This window comes from Nonomuraea spiralis (assembly GCF_014648435.1).
Lineage (GTDB): Bacteria > Actinomycetota > Actinomycetes > Streptosporangiales > Streptosporangiaceae > Nonomuraea > Nonomuraea spiralis.
In genome coordinates, this window is the sequence record NZ_BMRC01000005.1 from 103,356 (window position 1) to 123,235 (window position 19,880).

18 protein-coding genes are annotated in these 19,880 nt (G+C 73.5%); 14 read left to right on the forward strand and 4 right to left on the reverse strand.

Translation table 11 applies throughout. The features are described from left to right. The first annotated feature begins 3 nt into the window (after positions 1–3). The 7 genes from IEZ27_RS13575 to IEZ27_RS13605 all read left to right on the forward strand — a co-directional run bounded on the left by IEZ27_RS13575 (position 4) and on the right by IEZ27_RS13605 (position 7,937). The gene (locus tag IEZ27_RS13575; RefSeq protein ID WP_185844615.1) at positions 4–519 is read left to right on the forward strand and encodes a hemerythrin domain-containing protein; all 516 of its coding nucleotides are present in this window, start codon (positions 4–6) and stop codon (positions 517–519) included. Then, entirely contained in the window at positions 512–1,933 is a 1,422-nt protein-coding gene (locus IEZ27_RS13580; protein WP_229823957.1) for a nitronate monooxygenase, read from the forward strand. The genes IEZ27_RS13575 and IEZ27_RS13580 overlap by 8 nt, the downstream gene beginning before the upstream one ends. After that, complete coding sequence (locus IEZ27_RS13585; RefSeq protein WP_189647499.1) at positions 1,930–3,114, forward strand: TIGR04053 family radical SAM/SPASM domain-containing protein; 1,185 nt, start codon at positions 1,930–1,932, stop codon at positions 3,112–3,114. Before IEZ27_RS13580 ends, IEZ27_RS13585 begins: the two co-directional genes overlap by 4 nt. Next, positions 3,107–3,475 carry a hypothetical protein gene (locus tag IEZ27_RS13590; RefSeq protein ID WP_189647500.1) on the forward strand — a complete coding sequence of 123 codons (369 nt, stop codon included), beginning with the start codon at positions 3,107–3,109 and terminating at the stop codon, positions 3,473–3,475. Before IEZ27_RS13585 ends, IEZ27_RS13590 begins: the two co-directional genes overlap by 8 nt. Next, positions 3,472–3,909, forward strand: coding sequence for a hypothetical protein (locus IEZ27_RS13595; RefSeq protein ID WP_189647501.1), 438 nt, complete (start codon positions 3,472–3,474; stop codon positions 3,907–3,909). The genes IEZ27_RS13590 and IEZ27_RS13595 overlap by 4 nt, the downstream gene beginning before the upstream one ends. 74 nt (positions 3,910–3,983) lie before the next feature. Next, the gene (locus IEZ27_RS13600) at positions 3,984–5,048 is read left to right on the forward strand and encodes an Acg family FMN-binding oxidoreductase (RefSeq protein WP_189647502.1); all 1,065 of its coding nucleotides are present in this window, start codon (positions 3,984–3,986) and stop codon (positions 5,046–5,048) included. 210 nt (positions 5,049–5,258) lie between these two features. Then, entirely contained in the window at positions 5,259–7,937 is a 2,679-nt protein-coding gene (locus tag IEZ27_RS13605) for a multicopper oxidase domain-containing protein (RefSeq protein WP_189647503.1), read from the forward strand. A gap of 115 nt (positions 7,938–8,052) precedes the next feature. On the opposite strand, the gene IEZ27_RS13610 is transcribed toward IEZ27_RS13605, so the two are convergent. From IEZ27_RS13610 to IEZ27_RS13625, 4 genes are all read right to left on the reverse strand, one after another. Then, entirely contained in the window at positions 8,053–8,547 is a 495-nt protein-coding gene (locus IEZ27_RS13610; RefSeq protein WP_189647504.1) for a hemerythrin domain-containing protein, read from the reverse strand. Between the two features lie 125 nt (positions 8,548–8,672). Further along, positions 8,673–9,680, reverse strand: a complete 1,008-nt coding sequence (locus IEZ27_RS13615; RefSeq protein ID WP_189647505.1) for a Gfo/Idh/MocA family protein — start codon at positions 9,678–9,680, stop codon at positions 8,673–8,675. After that, complete coding sequence (rhmD, locus tag IEZ27_RS13620; RefSeq protein WP_189647506.1) at positions 9,677–10,858, reverse strand: L-rhamnonate dehydratase; 1,182 nt, start codon at positions 10,856–10,858, stop codon at positions 9,677–9,679. Before rhmD ends, IEZ27_RS13615 begins: the two co-directional genes overlap by 4 nt. Continuing rightward, on the reverse strand, positions 10,858–11,736 hold the full coding sequence (locus IEZ27_RS13625) for a MurR/RpiR family transcriptional regulator (protein ID WP_189647507.1): 879 nt from the start codon (positions 11,734–11,736) through the stop codon (positions 10,858–10,860). The genes rhmD and IEZ27_RS13625 overlap by 1 nt, the downstream gene beginning before the upstream one ends. A 158-nt stretch (positions 11,737–11,894) precedes the next feature. On the opposite strand from IEZ27_RS13625, the gene IEZ27_RS13630 reads away from it, so the two are divergent. The 7 genes from IEZ27_RS13630 to IEZ27_RS13660 are packed head-to-tail and all read left to right on the forward strand — an operon-like array spanning position 11,895 to position 19,865. After that, entirely contained in the window at positions 11,895–12,653 is a 759-nt protein-coding gene (locus IEZ27_RS13630) for a sugar isomerase domain-containing protein (protein WP_125634085.1), read from the forward strand. Positions 12,654–12,667: 14 nt separating this feature from the next. Beyond that, positions 12,668–14,068, forward strand: coding sequence for an N-acetylglucosamine/diacetylchitobiose ABC transporter substrate-binding protein (gene ngcE, locus IEZ27_RS13635; RefSeq protein WP_189647508.1), 1,401 nt, complete (start codon positions 12,668–12,670; stop codon positions 14,066–14,068). Between the two features lie 6 nt (positions 14,069–14,074). Beyond that, on the forward strand, positions 14,075–14,977 hold the full coding sequence (locus tag IEZ27_RS13640; protein WP_189647509.1) for a carbohydrate ABC transporter permease: 903 nt from the start codon (positions 14,075–14,077) through the stop codon (positions 14,975–14,977). 2 nt (positions 14,978–14,979) lie between these two features. Beyond that, positions 14,980–15,891, forward strand: coding sequence for a carbohydrate ABC transporter permease (locus tag IEZ27_RS13645; protein ID WP_189647510.1), 912 nt, complete (start codon positions 14,980–14,982; stop codon positions 15,889–15,891). Beyond that, positions 15,888–16,802 carry an N-acetylglucosamine kinase gene (locus IEZ27_RS13650; RefSeq protein ID WP_189647511.1) on the forward strand — a complete coding sequence of 305 codons (915 nt, stop codon included), beginning with the start codon at positions 15,888–15,890 and terminating at the stop codon, positions 16,800–16,802. Before IEZ27_RS13645 ends, IEZ27_RS13650 begins: the two co-directional genes overlap by 4 nt. Then, the gene (locus IEZ27_RS13655) at positions 16,799–19,045 is read left to right on the forward strand and encodes a hypothetical protein (RefSeq protein ID WP_189647512.1); all 2,247 of its coding nucleotides are present in this window, start codon (positions 16,799–16,801) and stop codon (positions 19,043–19,045) included. The genes IEZ27_RS13650 and IEZ27_RS13655 overlap by 4 nt, the downstream gene beginning before the upstream one ends. Beyond that, entirely contained in the window at positions 19,023–19,865 is an 843-nt protein-coding gene (locus IEZ27_RS13660; protein WP_189647513.1) for an amidohydrolase family protein, read from the forward strand. The genes IEZ27_RS13655 and IEZ27_RS13660 overlap by 23 nt, the downstream gene beginning before the upstream one ends. Positions 19,866–19,880 lie beyond the last annotated feature (15 nt).

Genomic DNA, 19,880 nt, shown 5'->3' on the forward strand with positions numbered 1-19,880 from the left:
TGTGTGCTGTCCATCGCCCATCACTTCACCGAGACCTTCCACGCCGAGCACCGCGAGGTCAGGGACCTGCTGCTCGCGCTGATCGACGCCTTCACCGGCGGCGACGCGGCACAGGTCAGGAAACTGGTGGAGGCCCTGTCGGCGGCGATCGGGCCCCACTTCCGCTACGAGGAAGAGGCCATGTACCCCGGCCTGAAACCGGTCTTCGGCGCGCATTACATGGACAAACTGCTCAGCGACCACGACGACACGATCCGCAACATCCGCGAGCTGGCCGAACTGGCCGAGACGGCCGAGGTGGACACCCTGGGAACGATCGGCGAGAACCAGGCCGCCTGGGGCATCGCGCTGGTACGGGAGATCCTGCCGCACCTCAGCGACTGCGACGGCCTGTCCCTGATGGTGGAGACGCTGCCCGAGGACGACGTCGTGCACATCCTGGCCACCCGCGAGGTGGCCAGGGAGATCAACGCCGACGTGCTGACGTGGGCCGGGACGCTGCGGGCGCGGCGTGTCTGAGGCCCGGCTCCCCGTCCTGATCCAGGGCGGCATGGGCGTCGGGGTGTCGGGGTGGCGGCTGGCCCGCGCGGTCGCCCGTACCGGGCAGCTCGGCGTGGTGTCCGGCACCGCCCTGGACGTCACCCTGGCCCGCCGCCTGCAACGCGGCGACCCGGGCGGCGACCTGCGCCGGGCGCTGGCCTGCTTCCCGATCCCGGCGATCGCCGAACGCGTGCTCGGACGCTACTTCGTGCCCGGCGGGATCGCGCCGGGGACGCCGTACCGGCCGGTGCCCCGGCTCGGGCTGCGGCCCAGCCCGGCCCGCGACGAACTGGCCGTGGTCGCCAACTTCGCCGAGGTGTTCCTGGCCAAGCAGGGCCACGACGGGCCGGTCGGCGTCAACTACCTGGAGAAGATCCAGCTCGCCACGCCGGCCGCCGCCTACGGGGCGATGCTGGCCGGCGTCGACTTCGTGCTGATGGGCGCCGGCATCCCGGCCGAGATCCCGGCGCTGCTCGACGCCTTCGCCGCGCACCGCCCGGCCGAGATCTCCGTCGCCGTGGCCGAGGCCGGCGACGCCCGGCACACGACCGGGCTCGACCCGGCCGCGCTGTGGCCCGCGCCCGCCCGGCCGCTGCGGCGTCCCCGGTTGCTGGCGATCGTCTCCTCCCACGTGCTGGCCGCCTACCTGGCCCGTTCGCCCGCCACCAGGCCGGACGGGTTCGTGCTGGAGACGCCGGTGGCCGGCGGGCACAGCGCGCCGCCGCGCGGACGGTTGCGCCTGGACGAGGGCGGCGAGCCCGTCTACGGGCCGCGCGACGAGGCCGACACCGGTAAGGTCGCCGCGCTCGGGCTGCCGTTCTGGCTGGCCGGCGGCTACGCCACCCCCGGCGGGGCGGACCGGGCGCGGGCCGCCGGAGCCACCGGCATCCAGGTCGGGTCGGCCTTCGCGCTGTGCCGGGAGTCCGGCCTCGACGACGACCACAGGCGCAGCCTGCTGCGCCGGGCCCGCGACGGCGCGCTGGAGGTCCGCAACGACCCGCGCGCCTCGCCGACCGGCTTCCCGTTCAAGGTCGCGCGCGTGCCCGGCACTCTGTCGGAGCCCGAACTGCACGAACGGCGCCCCCGGCTGTGCGACCTCGGCTACCTGCGCACCCCGTACGTCCGGACCGGCGGCTCGATCGGCTACCGCTGTCCCGCCGAACCCGTCGACACCTACGCCCGCAAGGGCCGGCCCGCCGAGGAGGCCGAAGGCCGCCAGTGCCTGTGCAACGGGCTGACCGCCGCCATCGGCCTGGGCCAGCGCCGCGCCGACGGATACCACGAGCCCGCCCTGCTCACCCTGGGCCAGGACCTCGACTTCCTGGACGGCCTGCCAGACGACCACTCGGCCGCCGACGTCGTGGACCACATCCTGCGAGGAGCACCCGCATGACCGCACCACCCGGGCGGCGGCCGCTGCGCCGCATCCGGCGCGACGTCGCCGTGAGCCCGTTCATCGTGATCTGGGAGGCCACCCGGGCCTGCCCGCTGGCCTGCCTGCACTGCCGCGCCGAGGCCGTACGCGACCGGCACCCGCTGGAGCTGACCACCGAGGAGGCCCACGGGCTCATGCGCCAGGTGGCCGCCTTCGGCACGCCGCCGCCGCTGTTCGTGATCACCGGCGGCGACCCGTTCGAGCGGCCCGACCTGCTCGACCTGGTCCGGTACGCCCGCGCCCGCGGCCTGGCCCCCGCCGTGTCCCCGTCGGCCACCCCGGCCCTCACGCCGGCGAACCTGGCCGGTCTGCGCAAGGCCGGGGCCGCCGCCGTCTCGCTCAGCCTCGACGGCGCGACCGCCCCCGTCCACGACGCCTTCCGGGGGTACGACGGCGTGTTCACCCGTACCCTGCGAGCCTGGCGGGCGGCCCGCGAGGCCGGGCTCAAGGTGCAGATCAACACCACCGTGACCCGCCACAACCTGGCCTGCCTGCCGGACATCGCCACCCTGGTACGCGACGAGGGCGCGCTGCTGTGGAGCGTGTTCTTCCTCGTGCCCACCGGCCGGGGCCGCGACCTGTCGGCCCTGACCCCGCAGGAGACCGAGGACGTCCTGCACTTCCTGCACGACGTCGGCACGGCGATCCCAGTCAAGACCGCCCACCACTTCCGCCGGGTCGCCGTACAGCGGCTCGTCCTGGACGGACACGGCGTGGACCACGCCGACGCGCTCCGGCTCGGCCCGCTCTACCGCACCCTGCGGCTCCGCGCCGAGCAGGCCGGGCTGGTCGAGGAACGACGCACCCGCCGCCCGCCCGTCGACGTCAACGCCGGACGCGGCTTCGTCTTCGTCTCCCACACCGGGTCCGTGCACCCGTCGGGCTTCCTGCCGGTGGACGCCGGGAACGTGCGCGACCGGCCCCTGACCGAGATCTACCGGTCGGCGCCGCTGTTCACCGCTCTCCGTGACCCCGACCGGCTGGGCGGCCGGTGCGGGGCGTGCGAGTTCCGGACGATCTGCGGCGGCTCCCGCTCCCGCGCCTACGCCTGCTCCGGCGACGTGCTCGGCGAGGAGCCCTGGTGCGCCTACGAGCCGGGCAGCTTCCCCTACCAGCGGGAGCTGGCCGCCCATGTATGAGAGAAGGACGGCCCGCGGGCTGGCCGCACCCTACGACACCATGCTGGCCGCGTACGCCGCCGCGCTGGCCGGCTCGCCGCTGGCCGCCTCCAGCAGGGCCAGCTACCTGCGCCGCGTCGGCCGCTACCTGACCTGGGTCGCCTCGGCCTCGGCCCAAGGGTTGCTCGCCCGCGAACCGCTGGCCGACACGATCGTCGCCGTACGCACCGCGCACGCCTACCACGGCGAGCTCGGCGGCCGTTACGCCCCCAGCACGATCAACAGCACCCTGGCCGCCATCGAGGACTTCTACGACCGGCTCCACCTGGGAGCCACCGGCATCCCCCGCCGGGCCCCGGCGGACCGGGCGGGCGCGCGATGACCTGGTGGTCGGTGGTGCGCTTCCTGCACGTGCTCGGGGCCGCGCTGTGGGTCGGCGGCCAGCTCGCGGTCTCCCTCGTGGTGCTGCCCCTGGCCCGCCGCCTGCTCGACGAAAGCCGGCGCGCCGAGATGCTCAACGCCGTCGGACGCCGCTTCGGAATGCTCACCGGCACGCTCTTCCTGCCCCTCCAGCTCGCCACCGGCGTCGCCATCGCCTGGCACAAGGGCGTCACCTGGGCCTCCCTGGCCGAGCCCGGCTACGGCCGCGTCCTGGCCGCCAAACTGCTGCTGTTCTGCGCGGTCATGGCCGCCGCCGGCCTGCACGGCTGGGCCAGCGCCTCGGGCCGGGCCGGGTTCGCCCGTACGATGGCGGTCGGCGCGCTGGTCGGCTCGATCGGCGTCGTCCTGCTGGCCGCCGCGCTGCCCGCCACCTGATCATGGCCGATCGGACGTACGGGAAGGGACTTTCGTCCCTGCCGGGCGCACGGCCGCCGCGACATCGTGGAGACATGCCCTTCGCCTCGCGTGCCGGCCTGCGCCGGGTCGTCGCCGCCGCCGTCGCGGCGCCCTCGGTGCACAACACCCAGCCGTGGCGCTTCCGCCGCGTCGACGACACCACCGTCGAGCTGTACGCCGACCTCGACCGGCTGCTCACCGTCACCGACCCCCTCGGGCGCGGGCTCGGCATCAGCTGCGGGGCCGCGCTGTTCAACCTGCGGCTGGCGGTCCGGATGACCGGGCACGACCCGCGCGTCCTGCCGCTGCCCGACCCCGCCGACCGGCCCGAGCTGCTGGCGACCGTACGCGCGACGCCCGGCGGCCCGCCCAGCGCGGACGAGCGGCTGCTGCACGACATGATCCCGCACCGGCGTACCAGCCGCTTTCCCTTCGACGGCCGCCCGCTGCCCAGGAACGTCCTGGTCGACCTGGTCAACGCCGCCCACGACGAGGGCGCCACGCTGCTCCTGGTCAAGGGCGGGACGGCCAGGCGCGTGCTGGACATGGTCGCCGAGGCCGACGACACGCTGACGGCCGACCCGGCGTACCGCGCCGAGCTGGCCCGCTGGACCCGTTCCGAGAGTGGCCCCGACGGCGTCCCCGGCCACGCGGCCGGCCCCCGCCCCCGAACGGCCACCCTCCCCATGCGCGACTTCACCACCACCCCCCTCCGGAACGGCACCCCACCCGCGGCCATCCCCACCACCCACCTCCACGACGGCGCTCCCGGGACGAGGGGGTTCGCGGTGAGTGGCGGGCCGGGGGGCGAGGTCGCGGACTTCGAGGCGGATCCGCAGCTGGCCGCCCTGTTCACCCGTGGGGACGGTCCGGGCGACTGGCTGCGTGCCGGGCAGGCGTTGCAGCGCGTCCTGCTCACCGCCACCGCGCACGGCGTGGCCGCCTCGATGTTCAGCCAGCCGCTCGACCTGCGCCCGCCTCAGCACCGCGGTGACAAGGCGGGACCGTTCGGGCACGTGCAGATGCTGATCAGGTTCGGCTACGGCCCACCGGTCCCGCGCGTCCCCCGCCGCCCGGTCTACGAAGTCCTCGACCGCCGAGGCCCCCGACATGCCTGACCCACCCACCCGACACCCGGCCTCCCGTCCGGCCTTCCGTCCAGGCCCCCCGCTCGGGCTCCGGGGGTGTGTCGGTGGTTCCCGGGGGTGTGTTGTGCGGCGTTCGCGGCCGTGAGCGTGCGGGTTCCGCCGGCTGCCCTCGCTCTGCTGATGTTCGCCGGACGCGCGATCGTGCTGACGCTCTCCGGCCGCGAAAGGAAGGTGTCCGGAATGCCGGTCGATATCCGCATAGAAAACAGCAGACCGATCGACCTGCCGCCGCCGCCGAAACGTCCCCGCGCGTCCTGGCACCTGCGCGCGAACGCGATCGTCGTCGCCTGGCTGGCCCTGACGGTCGCGGTGGCACTGGCCGGCGACGTGCTGCCGGCGCCGTCGTGGTTGCTGATCCACGTGTTCCTGCTGGGCGCTGTCAGCACGGCCGTCCTCATCTGGAGCGAGCACTTCACCGTGGCGCTGCTGCGCGTCCGCGGCCCGTCCGAGCGGGGCAGCCTGACCCGGCTGGCCCTGCTCAACACGGCCACGGTCGCGGTCCTGGCCGGGGTCGCGTACGGCCCCTGGCAGGTGGCGGCGGCCGGCGCGGCGCTGCTGGCAGGGGTGGTCGGGTGGCACGCGACCGTCCTCGTCCTGCTCGTCCGCGCGGCGCTGCCCGGCCGGTTCGGGCACGTCATCGGCTGGTACGTCACCGCCGGCTGCGCGCTCGCCACCGGCGGCGTCCTCGGCGGGCTGATGGCCGCCCAGACCGTCCAGGGCGCGGTCCACGAGCGGATGAGCGCCGCGCACGCCCAGGTGAACGTCTTCGGCTGGATCGGCCTCACCGTGCTCGGCACCCTGTTCACGCTGTGGCCGACGGTCCTGCGTACCCGTATGTCGGACCGGACCCGCCGGGCCTCCCGGGTGGGGTTGTGGCTGGCCGCGCCGGGGCTGGCCGTGGCCGTCGCCGGGCTGCTGGCCGGCTGGCGGTGGATCGCGTTCACGGGGCTGGTCGCGTACGCGGCCGGTGGGCTGGCGGTGCTCGTACCGCTGGGCGACGCGCTGCGGCGCCGGAGGCCGCACACGGGCGCGGCGTGGATGCTGGGGGCGGCGATCGTCTGGTTCGAGGTGGCGCTGGCCGCCGACCTCGTGGTCGTGGCCACCAGACCGGCGCACGAGGTCGCCGCCGCGCTGGCGCCGCTGCTGCCGCTGGTGCTGGCCGGGTTCGTCGCGCAGGTGCTGCTCGGCTCGCTGCTGCACCTGCTGCCCGCGGTGCTGGGCGGCGGGCCGGTCCGGTTCAAGGAGAACGCGGCGCTGCTGGAGCGCGGCTGGGTGGTCCGGCTGGTGGCGCTGAATCTCGGGGTGCCGCTGCTGGTGCTGCCGGTGCCGCCGCCGGTGAGGCTGCTGGGGTGGGGGCTGGTGCTGGCGGCCGCGACGGCCTTCGTCGTACTGGCCGTGACCGCCCTGACCCGCGCCCACCGCCCGGCCCCACATCGGACGGCCGCGGGGGCTTCAGGAGAGAAGGCGGGCTCCGGCCGGTCGGGCGCGGGGTGGCGGGGGGCGTTGCCCGCGCTCGCCGGGGTGGCCGTCGGGTGTCTGCTGACCGCCGCCGCCGTCGTCGCCGCCACGACCAGCGGTACGGCACCCGCCACGGTCACCGCGACCGGCTCCCGCACGGTCGAGGTGACGCTGTCCGGGATGAGGATCCGTCCCGCCGTGATCGAGGCCCCCGTGGGGACCGTACTGACGTTGCGGGTCACCAACGCCGACGCCCAGCGGCACGACCTGCGCCTGGCGACCGGCGAACGCACCCCGCTGCTGGGCCCCGGCCAGAACGCGACCCTGACCCTGGCCCCGCTGGGCGCGCCCGTGGACGGCTGGTGCACGGTCGCCGGGCACCGCACCGCGGGCATGACCATGCGCCTGGTCCCGACCGGCGGCACGCGGGCGGCCCCACCGGCCCCACCGGCCTCACCGGCGGGATCGGCCACCGGCCACGACGGCCACACGATGACCGGCACCGATCCCGCCGCGCCGCTCGATCTGGCGGCGCCCATGTCGCCCGGTTGGAAGCCGTACGACGCGACGCTCAAGCCCGCCCCCGGCGGCACTGAGCACCACGTCGAGATCCGCGCCGACGACAGGCTCGTCCAGGAGGTCGCGCCCGGGGTACGGCAACGCGTCTGGACCTTCAACGGCACCATGCCCGGCCCGGTGCTGCGCGGCAAGGTCGGGGACGTGTTCGTCGTGACGTTCGTCAACGCCGCGACCATGGGCCACGGCATCGACTTCCACGCCGGCGCGACCGCGCCGGACGGCCCGATGCGCACGATCCAGCCCGGCGAACGGCTGACCTACCGCTTCCGCGCCGACTACGCCGGAGCCTGGCTCTACCACTGCTCGACCATGCCGATGACCCAGCACATCGCCAACGGCATGTACGGCGCCGTCGTCATCGATCCGCCGGATCTGCCCGCGGTGGACCGCGAGTACCTGCTGGTCCAGGGCGAGCTGTATCTCGGTGAGCCGGGCGGCCAGGCCCAGGTCGCCAAGATCCGCGAGGGCGACCCGGACGGCTGGATGTTCAACGGCACCGCCGCCGGCTACGACCACGCGCCGCTGACGGCCGAGGCGGGGGAGCGGGTGCGCATCTGGGCCGTGTCCGCCGGGCCCAGCTCCGGCACGTCGCTGCACGTGGTGGGCGCGCCGTTCGACACGGTCTACAAGGAGGGCGCCTACCGGCTGCGCACCCGGGACGCCGGCGGCGCGCAGGCGCTCGACCTGGCCCCTGCGCAGGGCGGCTTCGCCGAGCTCGTCTTCCCCGAGGCGGGCACGTACCCGATCGTGGACCACACGATGCGCCAGGCTGAGGCGGGCGCGCACGGCGTGTTCAAGGTCGGCGCCCGCCAGAAGGACTGACCGCCGGAACGCGGAAAGCCGCCGCGACAGATCGCGGCGGCTTCACCCGAGGGGCGGCGAGCCGGGAGACGGGGCCCTCACAAGAACGGCTCGCCACCCGCTGGGTGCATGCCCGTCATGAGCGCCACCGACCGGGTGTCGGGCCGGCGGATCGGTGCCGCTCATCGGTCGCGGCAGGGGACCGGCCCGGCGTGATGCGGTCCCAGGCGGCGAGCGGCAACATGATGACGGCCGCCGGGAACAGGCCGTGCTCCTCGTGGTCGATGTGCCGGTGGAGCCGCTCCAGGGCGTCCAGCACGGCGGGCCAGTCGGGCGCCGCCCGGTCGATCGCGCCGAGCACGCCGTGGATGTCGGCGTGCTCGGCGCACAGCCGCTCGACCTCTTCGGCCAGCGACCCTTCGGCGCGCAGCTCGGCGAACAGGCCGTTCTCCTCGGTGTCGGTGTGCGGGATCAGCCGGGCCACCAGGTCGTCCAGCAGTGTCACGGCCTCGCCGTGCCGTGCCTCGCCGATGGCGCGGCGCAGCGCACCCGCGCTCTCCTGGATGTCCCAATGCTCCTGGGACAGGCGGCCGATCAGCGGAAAGTCCCGGCAGCCACAGTAATTGCACATGGTCACGTCCTCAGGGCGTAGCGGTCCGGGCGCGCGTGCCGCGGCGGCCGGATCCCGCCTTCCACCCTTCCCGGCCGTACTGACCCCTGGTCAGGGCCGAAGGTCCCCCGGACCCCCGCCATCGGTCACCTGCGGAAGGCCGGGGTGATGGTGACGGGGAGGCCCGTACGGGCCGACCGGTAGGCGGCCTCGACCAGGTCCACCGCCGCGGCGGCCTCGTCGCCCGGCGCGTGGTTCGGGCCCCGGCCCGCGATCAGCTCCCCGAACGCCTCCACCGGCGCGTGCTTGCCCCACGCGGGCCGGCTCGGATCGGGGGACAGGCGGACCCGGGTGCCGTCCGGCCGGTGCACGGTGGCCGTGCCGTACTGCAGGTCGTGCTCGACCATGCCGGACGTGCCGTACAGGCGCAGGCGCTGGCGGGTCGGCAGGCCCTCGGGCACGGTCCCGGTCGCCGTCAGGGATCCCACCGCGCCACCGGCCAGGCGGAAGGTGAGCGCGTCGACCACGTCGACCGGCAGCGAGCGGTGGTCCATGTAGGCGAAGACCTGCTCGGCGCCCTGTCCCGTGGCCCTGGTCAGGGCGCCGGCCAGGTGGGTGAGCTGCGAGTGGCCCTGCCCGCCCGCGCCGGGGGCGGCGTAGGTGGGGGTGCCGGTCAGCAGGTTCATCATGACGGAGGAGAAGTCGCCGTTGACGCAGACCAGCTCGCCGATCTCCCCCTCCCGTACGGCCTGCCGCACCCGTACAGCGGCGGCGCTGTACTGCCCGGTGTAGCCGACCGACAGGTGCGTCCCCGTGCGCTCGGCCGTGGCCACCAGGTCCCACGCCTCGGCCGCGCTGGTCGTCATGGGCTTCTCGACCAGCACGTGGACGCCGGACTCCAGCGCGGCTCTGGCCGGCGCGTGGTGCGTGGCGTGCGGGGTGGCGATGACGACGCCGTCCACCAGGCCGGAGGCGTACAGCTCGGCCGGGTCGGTGAAGGCGGGCACCCCGAAGTCGGCGCGTACGGGGTCGGCGCGTCCCGGGTCGGCGTCGCACACGGCGGTCAGGCGCAGGCCGGGAGCCGCCGCGATGGCCGGAAGATGGGCGAACCGGGCCCACCACCCCAGGCCGATCACCCCCAGCCGGACGGTCACGAAACCCGCCGCAACGGTACGGACGGGTCGAGCTCCAGCCCGAAACCGGGCGCGTCGCCGAGCCGCACCCGGCCGTCGACGGGGAAGATCTCGCCGGTGCAGACGGGATGTTGCGGGACGAGCCAGTCGCAGTCGCCGACGAACATGCCGAACTCGGCCAGCGGTGTCTCGGGCCGGGTGGCGATGAAGTGGTAGGCGTAGTGGCCGCCGGTGTGCGGGACGAGCCGTACGCCGTGCGCGCGGGCCACCGTCGAGATCCGGCGCAGCTCGGTGAGGCCGCCGCACCAGTTGGGGTCGGGCTGGATGACGTCCACCCCCGACTCGCACAGCAGCCCGAAGCCGGCCGCGGTGTACTCGTGCTCGCCCGAGGCCAGTGCCATTCGCGCCGGCAGGCGGTCGCGCAGGCGCCGGTGGGCGGCGTAGTCGTCGGGGCGCAGCGGCTCCTCGATCCAGTCGAAGCCGAGCGGGGCGACGGCGTGGCCGAGGCGGGCGGCGTAGTCGATGTCGAGCGACATCCAGCAGTCGTACATGAGCGGGAAGTCCGGGCCGGCGGCCTGGCGGGCCTGCTCGGCGATCGAGACGTTGGCGCGGAAGCCGTCCTCGCCCTCGACGGGGGCGTAGGTCAGCGGGATCTTCGCGCCCCGGAAGCCGAGCTTGCGGGCGGCCTCGGGGCGCGGGCCGGTCGCGTACAGGTCGACGCCGTCGTGCACCGCGCCGCCGAGCAGGGTGTGCACGGGGGTCTGGGTGATGCGGCCGTGCAGGTCCCAGATCGCCAGGTCGACGGCGGAGATGGCGTGCAGGGCCAGGCCCTTGCGCCCGTAGTGCAGGGTGCTGTTGAACATCCGGTCCCACAGCCGCTCGTGGTCGAAGGGGCTCTGGCCCTCCACGAGGTAGGCCAGGTGGAGGGCGGCGAGCGTGGCGACGACCAGGCCGCCGTTGGTGGTGCCGAAGCCCACGTGCCCCGAGGCGCTCTCGACCTGGACGACCACGGTCTGCTGGGAGTTGGGCCCGATGGCGGCCATGCGGTCGTCGCGGAAGTCGGCGTGCTGGGTCATGGGACTGGCGACCTTGCGGCGTTTCCACTGGCGTAACGCCTCGCCGTCGCTCGGGTCGGGCGTCGCGGGCGGCAGGTTGACGTAGTCGGCGACGTAGACGCGGACGTCGGTGATCCGGTCCATCAGCTCCCCTGGTTCTTGTACGGCTGGACGGCCTGCTGGGCCGCGGCCATGGTCTCGCCGGCCTGGTCGAAGGTGCGCTGGGCGACGGTGATGAACACCACGTCGATCACCGCGAGCTGGCCGTGCCTGGCGGCCATCGCCTCGGTGCGGAACCCGGTCTGGGCCACCTTGGTCAGCAGCGTGAGCTCGGCGCGGGCGGCCAGCGGCGAGCCGGGATCGTTGCAGATCGCGATGGTCGCCGCGCCGTGCGACATCGCCTCGGTGAGCAGGTCGACGGCCTCCTTGGTGCGGCCGCTGTGGGAGATGGCCACCACCACGTCGCCGGGACCGAGCAGCGCGGTGCCGCTGAGCGCGATGTGCGTGTCGGTCGAGGTCCAGGCCGGCACGCCGACGTGGTAGAGCCGTTGCTGCAGCTCGGAGGCCACGGTGGAGCTGCCTCCCGCGCCGAACACCCACACCCTGCGGGCCGTGGCGATCAGCGCGCAGGCGCGTTCGGCCGCCTCCAGGTCGAGCCCGGACAGGGTCTCGGTGGTCGCCTGCGCGATCGCGGCCGAGACCACCTCGGTGATGCGCGGCAGCGCGTCGTCCTCGGTCACGTCGGCGCCGATGCTGACGCTCCACGGCTCGGACTTGGACCGGCCGCTGTCGGAGGCCAGCGCCAGGCGCAGCTCGGCGTAGCCGTTCAGGCCGAGCGAGCGGCACAGCCGGGTGACGCTGCCGGTCGACACGCCGCACCGGTCGGCCAGGTCGAGGATCGTCAGCCGGGCCACCGCGCCGGGGTCGGCCAGCACCAGGTCGGCGATCGTACGCTGCGCCTCCGGCATCGACGGGGCCATGGCGGCGATCCGGTCGACGACGCCCTCCAACGGGCTCTGCATGGGTGTTCTACCTCTCATCATCGCAACGGAGAATAATTTGTCTTCATTTCTTCAGTCAACACCGAATTCGTTACCAGAACCCCCTTGACGACAGGGCTGAGCGTCCCGCACCTTAGCGGCCACAGAGAAAAATTCATCGCTACCAGAACAGGATGCCGATGTCCTTCCTCTCCGCGTCCGGCTATTTCAGCGCGCTCCAGGACGTCCTGACCAAGGTGAACACGTCCCAGGCGCCGCTGGTGGACCAGGCGGCGGCGTTGATCACCGACGCGGTCGAGGCCGGAGGAGTGCTGCAGGCCTTCGGCAGCGGCCACTCCGAGGCCTTCGCGCTTGAGCTGAGCGGCCGGGCCGGCGGGCTCGTCGCGGCCAACCGCATCGAACTGCGCGACCTCGTGCTGCTCGGCGGCGCGGACCCCGGCGTGCTGTCCGACCCGCTGCTGGAACGCGACCCGACCGTCGCGTCCCGCCTGTACGAGCTGGCCGCGCCACACCCGCGCGACGTGTTCGTCATCGCCTCCAACTCCGGGGTCAACGGCTCGATCGTCGAGTTCGCCGCCCTGGTCAAGGAGCACGGCCATCCGCTGATCGCGGTCACCTCGGCCGAGCACTCCGGCCGCATGTCCTCCCGGCACCCCTCGGGACTGCGTCTGCGCGATCACGCCGACATTGTGCTCGACAACGGCGCGCCGTACGGGGACGCGATCCTGCCGCTGCGCGACGGCGGGCGCGTCTGCGGCGTCTCCTCCATCACCGGCGCCCTGCTGGCCCAGCAGATCGTGGCCGAGGTGGCCCGCCGGATGGAGGAGTCGGGGGCCCGGCCGCCGGTGTACCTGTCGGCGAACGTCCAGGGCGGCGACGAGCACAACCGCCGCCTCGAAGAGCGGTACGACGGGCGCATCCGCCGTACCACCAGGTAACCAGGAGTACCACCATGAACCACCTCTCCCGGCGGCAGCTCCTGCGCGGAGCCGCCCTGACCGGGGCCGGCCTGCTGGCCGCGGCCTGCGCCACCCCCGGCGACCCCGCCGCCCAGAAGCCGGCCGCCACCGGCGCCGTCAGCGCCGCCAACCCGCTCGGCCTCGACGAGAGCGGCCCCCTGGAGGTCGTCATCTTCGACGGCGGCCTCGGCGACGCCTACGCCACCACCATCCACGAGCCGCTCTTCCTCAGCAGGCACCCCAAGGTACGGCTCAAGCACTCCAGCACCAAGGAGATCTCCGGGACCCTCCAGCCGCGCTTCGTCGGCGGCAACCCGCCCGAGGTCATCAACAACGACGGCGCCCAGTCGCTCGACCTGGCCGCGCTGGTGCAGGGCGGCCAGCTCCAGGACCTGACACCGCTCCTGGACGCCCCCTCCTGGGACGACCCGGGCACGAAGGTGCGCGACGTCCTGCTGCCGGCCGCCGTCGAGGCCGGTTCCTTCGACGGCAAGCCCTACAGCATGCCGTACGTGTTCATGCTCTTCGGCTTCTGGCACTCGGCCAAGTTGTTCGCCCAGAAGGGCTGGAAGGCCCCCGCCACCTGGGACGAGTTCCTCACCCTGTGCGCCGCCATGAAGAAGGACGGCATCGCGCCGTTCGCCTACGCCGGCAAGTACCCCGGATACGTGTGGGAGGCCATCCTCACCATGGCCGTCAAGCACGGCGGCCCCGAGGTGATGCAGCGGGTCGACAACCTGGAGGACGGCGCCTGGAAGGCCGACGCGCTGACGAAGGCGGCCGCCGCGTTCGGCGAGCTGCACGCGAGGGGATTCCTGCTCCAGGGCACCGAAGGGCTCAACCACACCGAGTCGCAGGCCAGGCAGAACGGCGGCGAGGTCGCCGTCATCCCCAACGGCTCCTGGCTGGAGAACGAGCAGAAGAAGGTCGCCCCCGCCGACTTCGGCTACGCCATGTTCCCCGTCCCCGCGCTGGAGGCCGCCGAGGCGATGCCGGGCGCCGCCCTGCACGCCATGCCCGGCTCCGGCTTCGTCGTCGCCGCCAAGAGCCGCAACCCGGCGGCGGGCATGGAGTACCTGCGCGCGATGGCGTCCCGCGAGGGCGCGGGCAAGTACAGCGGCCTGGTCAGCACGCTGACCACGGTCCGCGGCGCGGCGCTGCCGACGCAGGCCGGCCCTGGGCTCAAGAGCGCCGCCGCCGCGCTCGAAGCCGCCGGGACCAGCCTGGTCAACTGGCGGGTGCACGAGTGGTACAAGGAGATCGCCACCGAGCTGGACGCCGCCACCGGGCAGCTCATGACCGGCGGCATCACCGCCGTCCAGTGGGCCGAACGGCTGCAGCGCCAGGCCGACGCCGTCAAGAAGGACTCCTCGATCAAGAAGTTCTCGAGGTAACCCGCCGTGCGGCACGGACGGCGGCGCTTCGCCGCCACCTTCCTGGCGTTACCCGTCCTGCTCTACGTCGTCTACGTGATCTCCCCCTACGCGCAGGCGTTCCAGATCTCGATGACCGACTGGCGCGGGATCGACGCCAGGCCCGCGTTCGTCGGGCTGGACAACTTCCGGCGCCTGCTGGCCGACCCCGTCTTCTGGAAGGCGATCAGCCACAACGCGATCCTGCTGGCCGCGCTGCCGGTCATCACGCTCGGGCTGGCGTTGTTGTTCGCGTACCTGCTGAACGCGGGCGGCGTGCGGCCGGGAACCGGCATCGCCGGGTCGGGCTTCTACCGGGTGGTGTTCTTCTTCCCGCAGGTGTTGTCGGTCACGATCGTCGCGGTGATGTTCCAGTCGGTGCTCCGGCCCGACCGCAGCGGCGTGATCAACGGGCTGCTCATGCAGCTCGGCCTGGAACCGGTCGGCTTCCTCACCGACCCGGGCCTGGCCCTGTGGTCGATCCTGGGCGTGCTGGTCTGGCAGGCGGTCGGCTTCTACGTCGTGCTGTTCTCGGCCGGCATGGCCGCCATCCCGCGGGAGCTGCACGAGGCGGCGCAGATCGACGGGGCCGGGCGGGCGGCGTCCTTCTTCCAGGTGACCCTTCCGCTGTTGCGGCACACCGTGCAGGTCGGCTGGGTCTACCTCGGTGTGGCCGCCTTCGACGCGTTCTCGATCGTGTTCGTGTTGTCGGCCGAGCGCGGCGGCCCCGACTACAGCACCACGGTGCTGGCCAACGAGGTCTACCGCAACGCCTTCGGCTACGCCAAGTTCGGCTACGCCTCGGCCATCGGGGTGGCCCTGTTCTTCTGCACGATCACCTTCGCCGCGCTCACCCTCCGGCTGACCCGGCGCGACGGACTGGAGTACTGACGATGGCAGTCGACGTGCGTCCCGCGGTGCGGCGGCGCGCCGCGAGCCCGGTCCGCCGCGAACCGCGGCTCCGGCGGTCGATGCACCTGGTGCTCGGCCTCTGGGCGGTCCTGGTGGTCGTCCCGATGGCCTGGACCCTGCTGGCCTCCTTCAAGGACACCGCCGAGATCTTCGGCCCCGCCTGGACGCTGCCCGCCCGGCTCCGGTTCGACAACTGGGTCCGGGCCTTCGAACAGGCCCACATCGGTACGTACCTGGTCAACACGGTGATCGTCGTGGTGTTGTCCACGGCGGGCACCATGATGCTGGGGTCGATGGCCGCGTACGTGCTGGCCCGCTACCCCTTCCGCGGCAGCGGCGCGGTGTACCTGCTGTTCGTCTCCGGGATGGCCTTCCCGGTCTACCTGGCGCTGACCCCGCTGTTCTTCGTGGTCAGGAACAGCGGTTCGCTCCCGCTGATCGGCCCGCTCATCGGCCTGGACACGCGCGGCGGCCTGGTGCTGGTCTACATCGCCTACTCGCTGCCGTTCACCGTGTTCTTCCTGACGGCCTTCTTCCGTACGCTGCCCGGCTCGGTGGCCGAGGCGGCGTTCATGGACGGTGCCTCCCACACGCGGGTGTTCTTCCAGGTGATGTTGCCCATGGCGCGGCCCGCCCTGACCGGCATCACCGTCTTCAACGTGCTGGGCCAGTGGAACCAGTACCAGTTGCCGCTGATCCTGCTCAGCGGCAACGCCCGGGACAAATGGGTGCTCACGCAGGGCATCGCCGACATCTCCACCGCCACCGGCTACAGCGCCGACTGGGGTGCCCTGTTCGCCGCGCTCAGCATGTCGATCCTGCCGATGCTGGCCGTCTACGTCGCCTTCCACCGGCACATCCAGGCCGGCATGACCGAAGGGGCGGTCAAATGAGCCTCGTCCTCGGCCTGGACGTCGGCGGCACCACCACCCGCGCGCTGGTGACCGACCTGGACGGCACGGTGCTGGCCAGGGCGTCGGGCGAGGGCGGCAACCCGGTCGCCCACGGCGCGGCGGCCGTGGACCGGGTCGGGGCGACCGTACGCGAGGCGCTGACCGGGCTCGACCCGGCCCGGGTGCGCGCCGGGGTGATCGGGCTGGCCGGCGGCACGGGCCCGTACGCGGCCGGGTTCGACCGCCTCTGGGCCGGGCTCGGGCTCGGGGGCGCGCCCCGGCTGGTCAGTGACGTCGAGCTGGCCTTCGCCGCGGGCACCGAGCACGACTCCGGCACCGTCCTGGTCTGCGGGACCGGCGCCGCCGCCTGCCGCATCACCGGCGGTATGACGGCCCGCTGCGCCGACGGGCACGGCTGGCTGCTCGGCGACGTCGGCTCCGGGGTGTGGATCGGCCGCCAGGCGATCCGCCACGCGCTGCGCGCCATCGACCTCGGCACCGCCTCGCCGCTGGCCGCGGCCGTGCTCAAGCAGCTCACCGGCGGCCTCGCCGCGGACCGGGCCGCCGCCGGGACGGTGATCGAGACGGTGCACGCCGCCCCGGTCCCCACCATGGCGGCGCTGGCCCCCGTGGTGGTCCGCCTGGCGCTCCAGGACGATCCCGACGCCCGTGGCGTGCTCGCGCGCGCCGCCGGGCACCTGCTGGTCACGCTCGGCGTCGTCCGCGACCCGGAGGAACGCACGCCGCTCGTCCTCGGCGGCGGCCTGCTGGCCGCCGGAACCCCGCTCGCCACGGCCGTACGGCGGCAGGCCGCCGCCCGCTGGCCCGCGGCCACCATCACCCACGCGGGCGACGGCGCCGTCGCCGCGGCCCGCCTCGCCCGCCACGACCTGCGAAAGGCGCTCCGATGAAACGCACCCTGTTACCCCTGGCCCTGGTGGCCGCCTGCCTGACGGCCCTGCCCGCCCCGGCCACCGCCGCGGTGACCCCGCAGCTCACCGACACCTTCGAGCGGGCCCACGACACCCACCCCACCTACGGGCTCAACGACTCCCTCGCCGCGCGGCAGAGCGGCAAGGCGCGCGGCGTCACGTACAGCCGCGTGTCGGGCTCGTGGACCACGACCACGCCGCCCGAGCCGTACTACTCGCAGGTCAACCATCCCGACTACCCGGGCAAGTTGTCGTTCGCGCTGGCCCGTTCGGCCGTCCGCCTGGACGCCCCACTCGACCAGGACCAGGACGACGCCTACACGGTGTCGGTGACCGTGGACCCCGACCCCAAGCTGCGCGGCACCGAAGGCGACTGGAGCTCGGTCATGTTGTCGCGCAGCCCGGCCTCGGTCGGCTACGTCACCAGCGGGGACGTCCAGCTCGGCCTCACCGTGGCGCGCAACGGCGAGGTGCAGCTCTTCCGCGCCGGCAACGCGCTGTGGAGCAGCCCCCTGAAGACCACCCGCGCCGCCGACGGGTTCCGCGTCACCCTCGCCGTGACCGGTGCCTCCAAGGCCGACCCGTCCGTCGCCGTCACCGTGAACGGTGTTGGCCGAACCACCGGCCTGGGCACCCCGGTCCCCAAGCCCTACCTCTACCTCGGCGCGTACGTCAGCAACGACAAGCAGGTCAGCACCGCCGACGACCTGGCCGTCAGCCGCGTCTCCCGCTTCGCCGACACCTTCGACGAGGCCCAGGACACCGACCCCGGCTACGGCCTGAACGACGCCCTGGCCAAGAGGCAGCCGCCGCTCGGCACCTCGACCTACACCAGGGTCTCCGGCGACTGGCAGTCCTTCGACTCGCCCCCGCCGTACTACTCGCAGGTCAACCATCCCGAGTATCCGGGCAAGCTGTCGTTCGCGCTGCGCCGCTCGGCCGTCCGCCTGGACGCACCCGTCGCGCCCGGCAAGGACGACGCCTTCACGGTGTCGGTGACCGTGGACCCCGACCCCAAGCTGCGCGGCACCGAAGGCGACTGGAGCTCGGTCATGTTGTCCCAGAACCGGGACTCCAGCGGCTACGTGACCAACGGCGACGTACGGCTGGGCCTGACGGTGGCGCGCAACGGCGAGGTGCAGCTCTTCCGCGCCGGCAACGCGCTGTGGAGCAGCCCCCTGAAGACCACCAGGGCCGCCGACGGTTTCCGCGTCACCCTCGCCGTGACCGGTGCGTCCAAGGCCGACCCGTCCGTCACGGTCACCGTGAACGGTGTTGGCCGCACGACCGGCCTGGGCACGCCGGTCCCCAAGCCCTACCTCTACCTCGGCGCGTACGTCAGCAACGACAAGCAGGTCAGCACCGCCGACGACCTGGCCGTCAGCCGCGTCGACCTCTACCCGAACCTGGAGTACTTCGGCTACTTCGCCACCGACGCCCTGACGAAATGGGGCAACCACCTGCCCGAGGTCACCGGCTTCGCCAACCTGCACTGGGTGAGCGTCTCCCCGGACTGGGACACCCCCGGCAGCGGCTACCGGATCGCCGACCTGGTCGGCTGCCCGCCCCGCTCCTGCGCCCTGTACGTCGGCGAGGAGTTCTTCCCGGCGGAGAACTGCAAGTGGAGCGGCCCCTGCCCCATCGACGCCTCGCTCAGGCGCTGGAAGGCGTTCGTCGAGATGGTCAAGCCGTACAAGGACCGGATCGGGGCGATCTACCTCAAGGACGAGCCGCAGGGCTACGGCGTCACCAACGCCGACCTGCAGACCATGGCCACGGCGGTCAAGGAGTCGATGGGGCCGGGCAAGGGCTTCGGGCCGTACCCGATCATGCTGACCCTGGCCGGCGGGGACGTGAAGCCCAACACCCTCGTCCCCGCCGAGGTCGACTGGGTCGGCGTGGACGAGTACACCGCCGACGAGGCCAGGCTCGACAGCCTGCTCACCACCATCGAACGGATGACCGGCGGCACCAAGCGCACCTACCTGTTCCCGCCGACCGAAGTCGCCCCCTACACCGGCCGGTACGACACCAACGAGAAGATCGAGGCGGTCCAGCAGATCTACTACAGCATGGCCAGGAAACACCCGAGCATGATCGCGATCATGAACTTCGGCGTGTGGGTGGTCACCTCCAGCAACCCGGCGACCCACCCCTACATGATCCCCCGCACCTGGGACACCCAGGAGAGGTACGGCGTTGCGGTCACGGTCAAGGATTGACGCCCACCACCACGTGTGGGAGCCGGCACGACGGCCGCACCGGTGGCTGGAGGACCCCGCGCTGGCTCCCGTCCGGGCCGACTTCACCCCGGCCGCCTACGCCGTCGAGGCGGCGGCGGCCGGGGTGAGCGGCGCGGTCCTGGTCCAGGTGCTGCACGACCCGGCCGAGACCAGGGAGTTCCTCGCCGTGGCCGCCGCCTGGCCGCTGGTGGCGGGCGTCGTCGGCTGGGCCGACCTCGCCGCGCCAGACCTGGCAGGCGAGCTGGACGCCCTCGCCGCCGCGCCCGGCGGCGGCAGGCTGGCCGGCCTGCGGCACCTGGCCTTCGCCGACCCGGATCCGCGCTGGCTCGGCCGCGACGACGTACGGCGCGGCCTGGCCCTGCTCGGCCGCCGCGGCCTCGCCTACGACCTGGTGATCGGGCCGCACCAGCTCCCCCTGGCCGCCGCGACGGCCAGGGCGCTGCCCGGCGTCGCCTTCGTACTGGACCACCTGGGCAACCCGCCCGTCGGGAACGGGGACCCGCGTCCCTGGGCGGACGGCCTCAGGGAACTGGCCCGGCTGCCCAACGTCACCTGCAAGCTGTCCGGCCTGGCCCGTCCCGGCCGCGACGCCGCCCTGCTGCGCCCCTACACCGAGGTGGCGCTCGACGCCTTCGGCCCCGACCGGCTCATGTACGGCTCCGACTGGCCGCTCTGCCTGCTCGGCGGCTCGTACGCGGCCTGGGCCGGGACGGTCGACGCTCTCATCGCCACGCTGTCGCCGGACGAGCGCGCCGCCGTGCTCCACCGGACGGCGACGGCCGTCTACCACCTCACCTGAGACCCGAGGGAGATC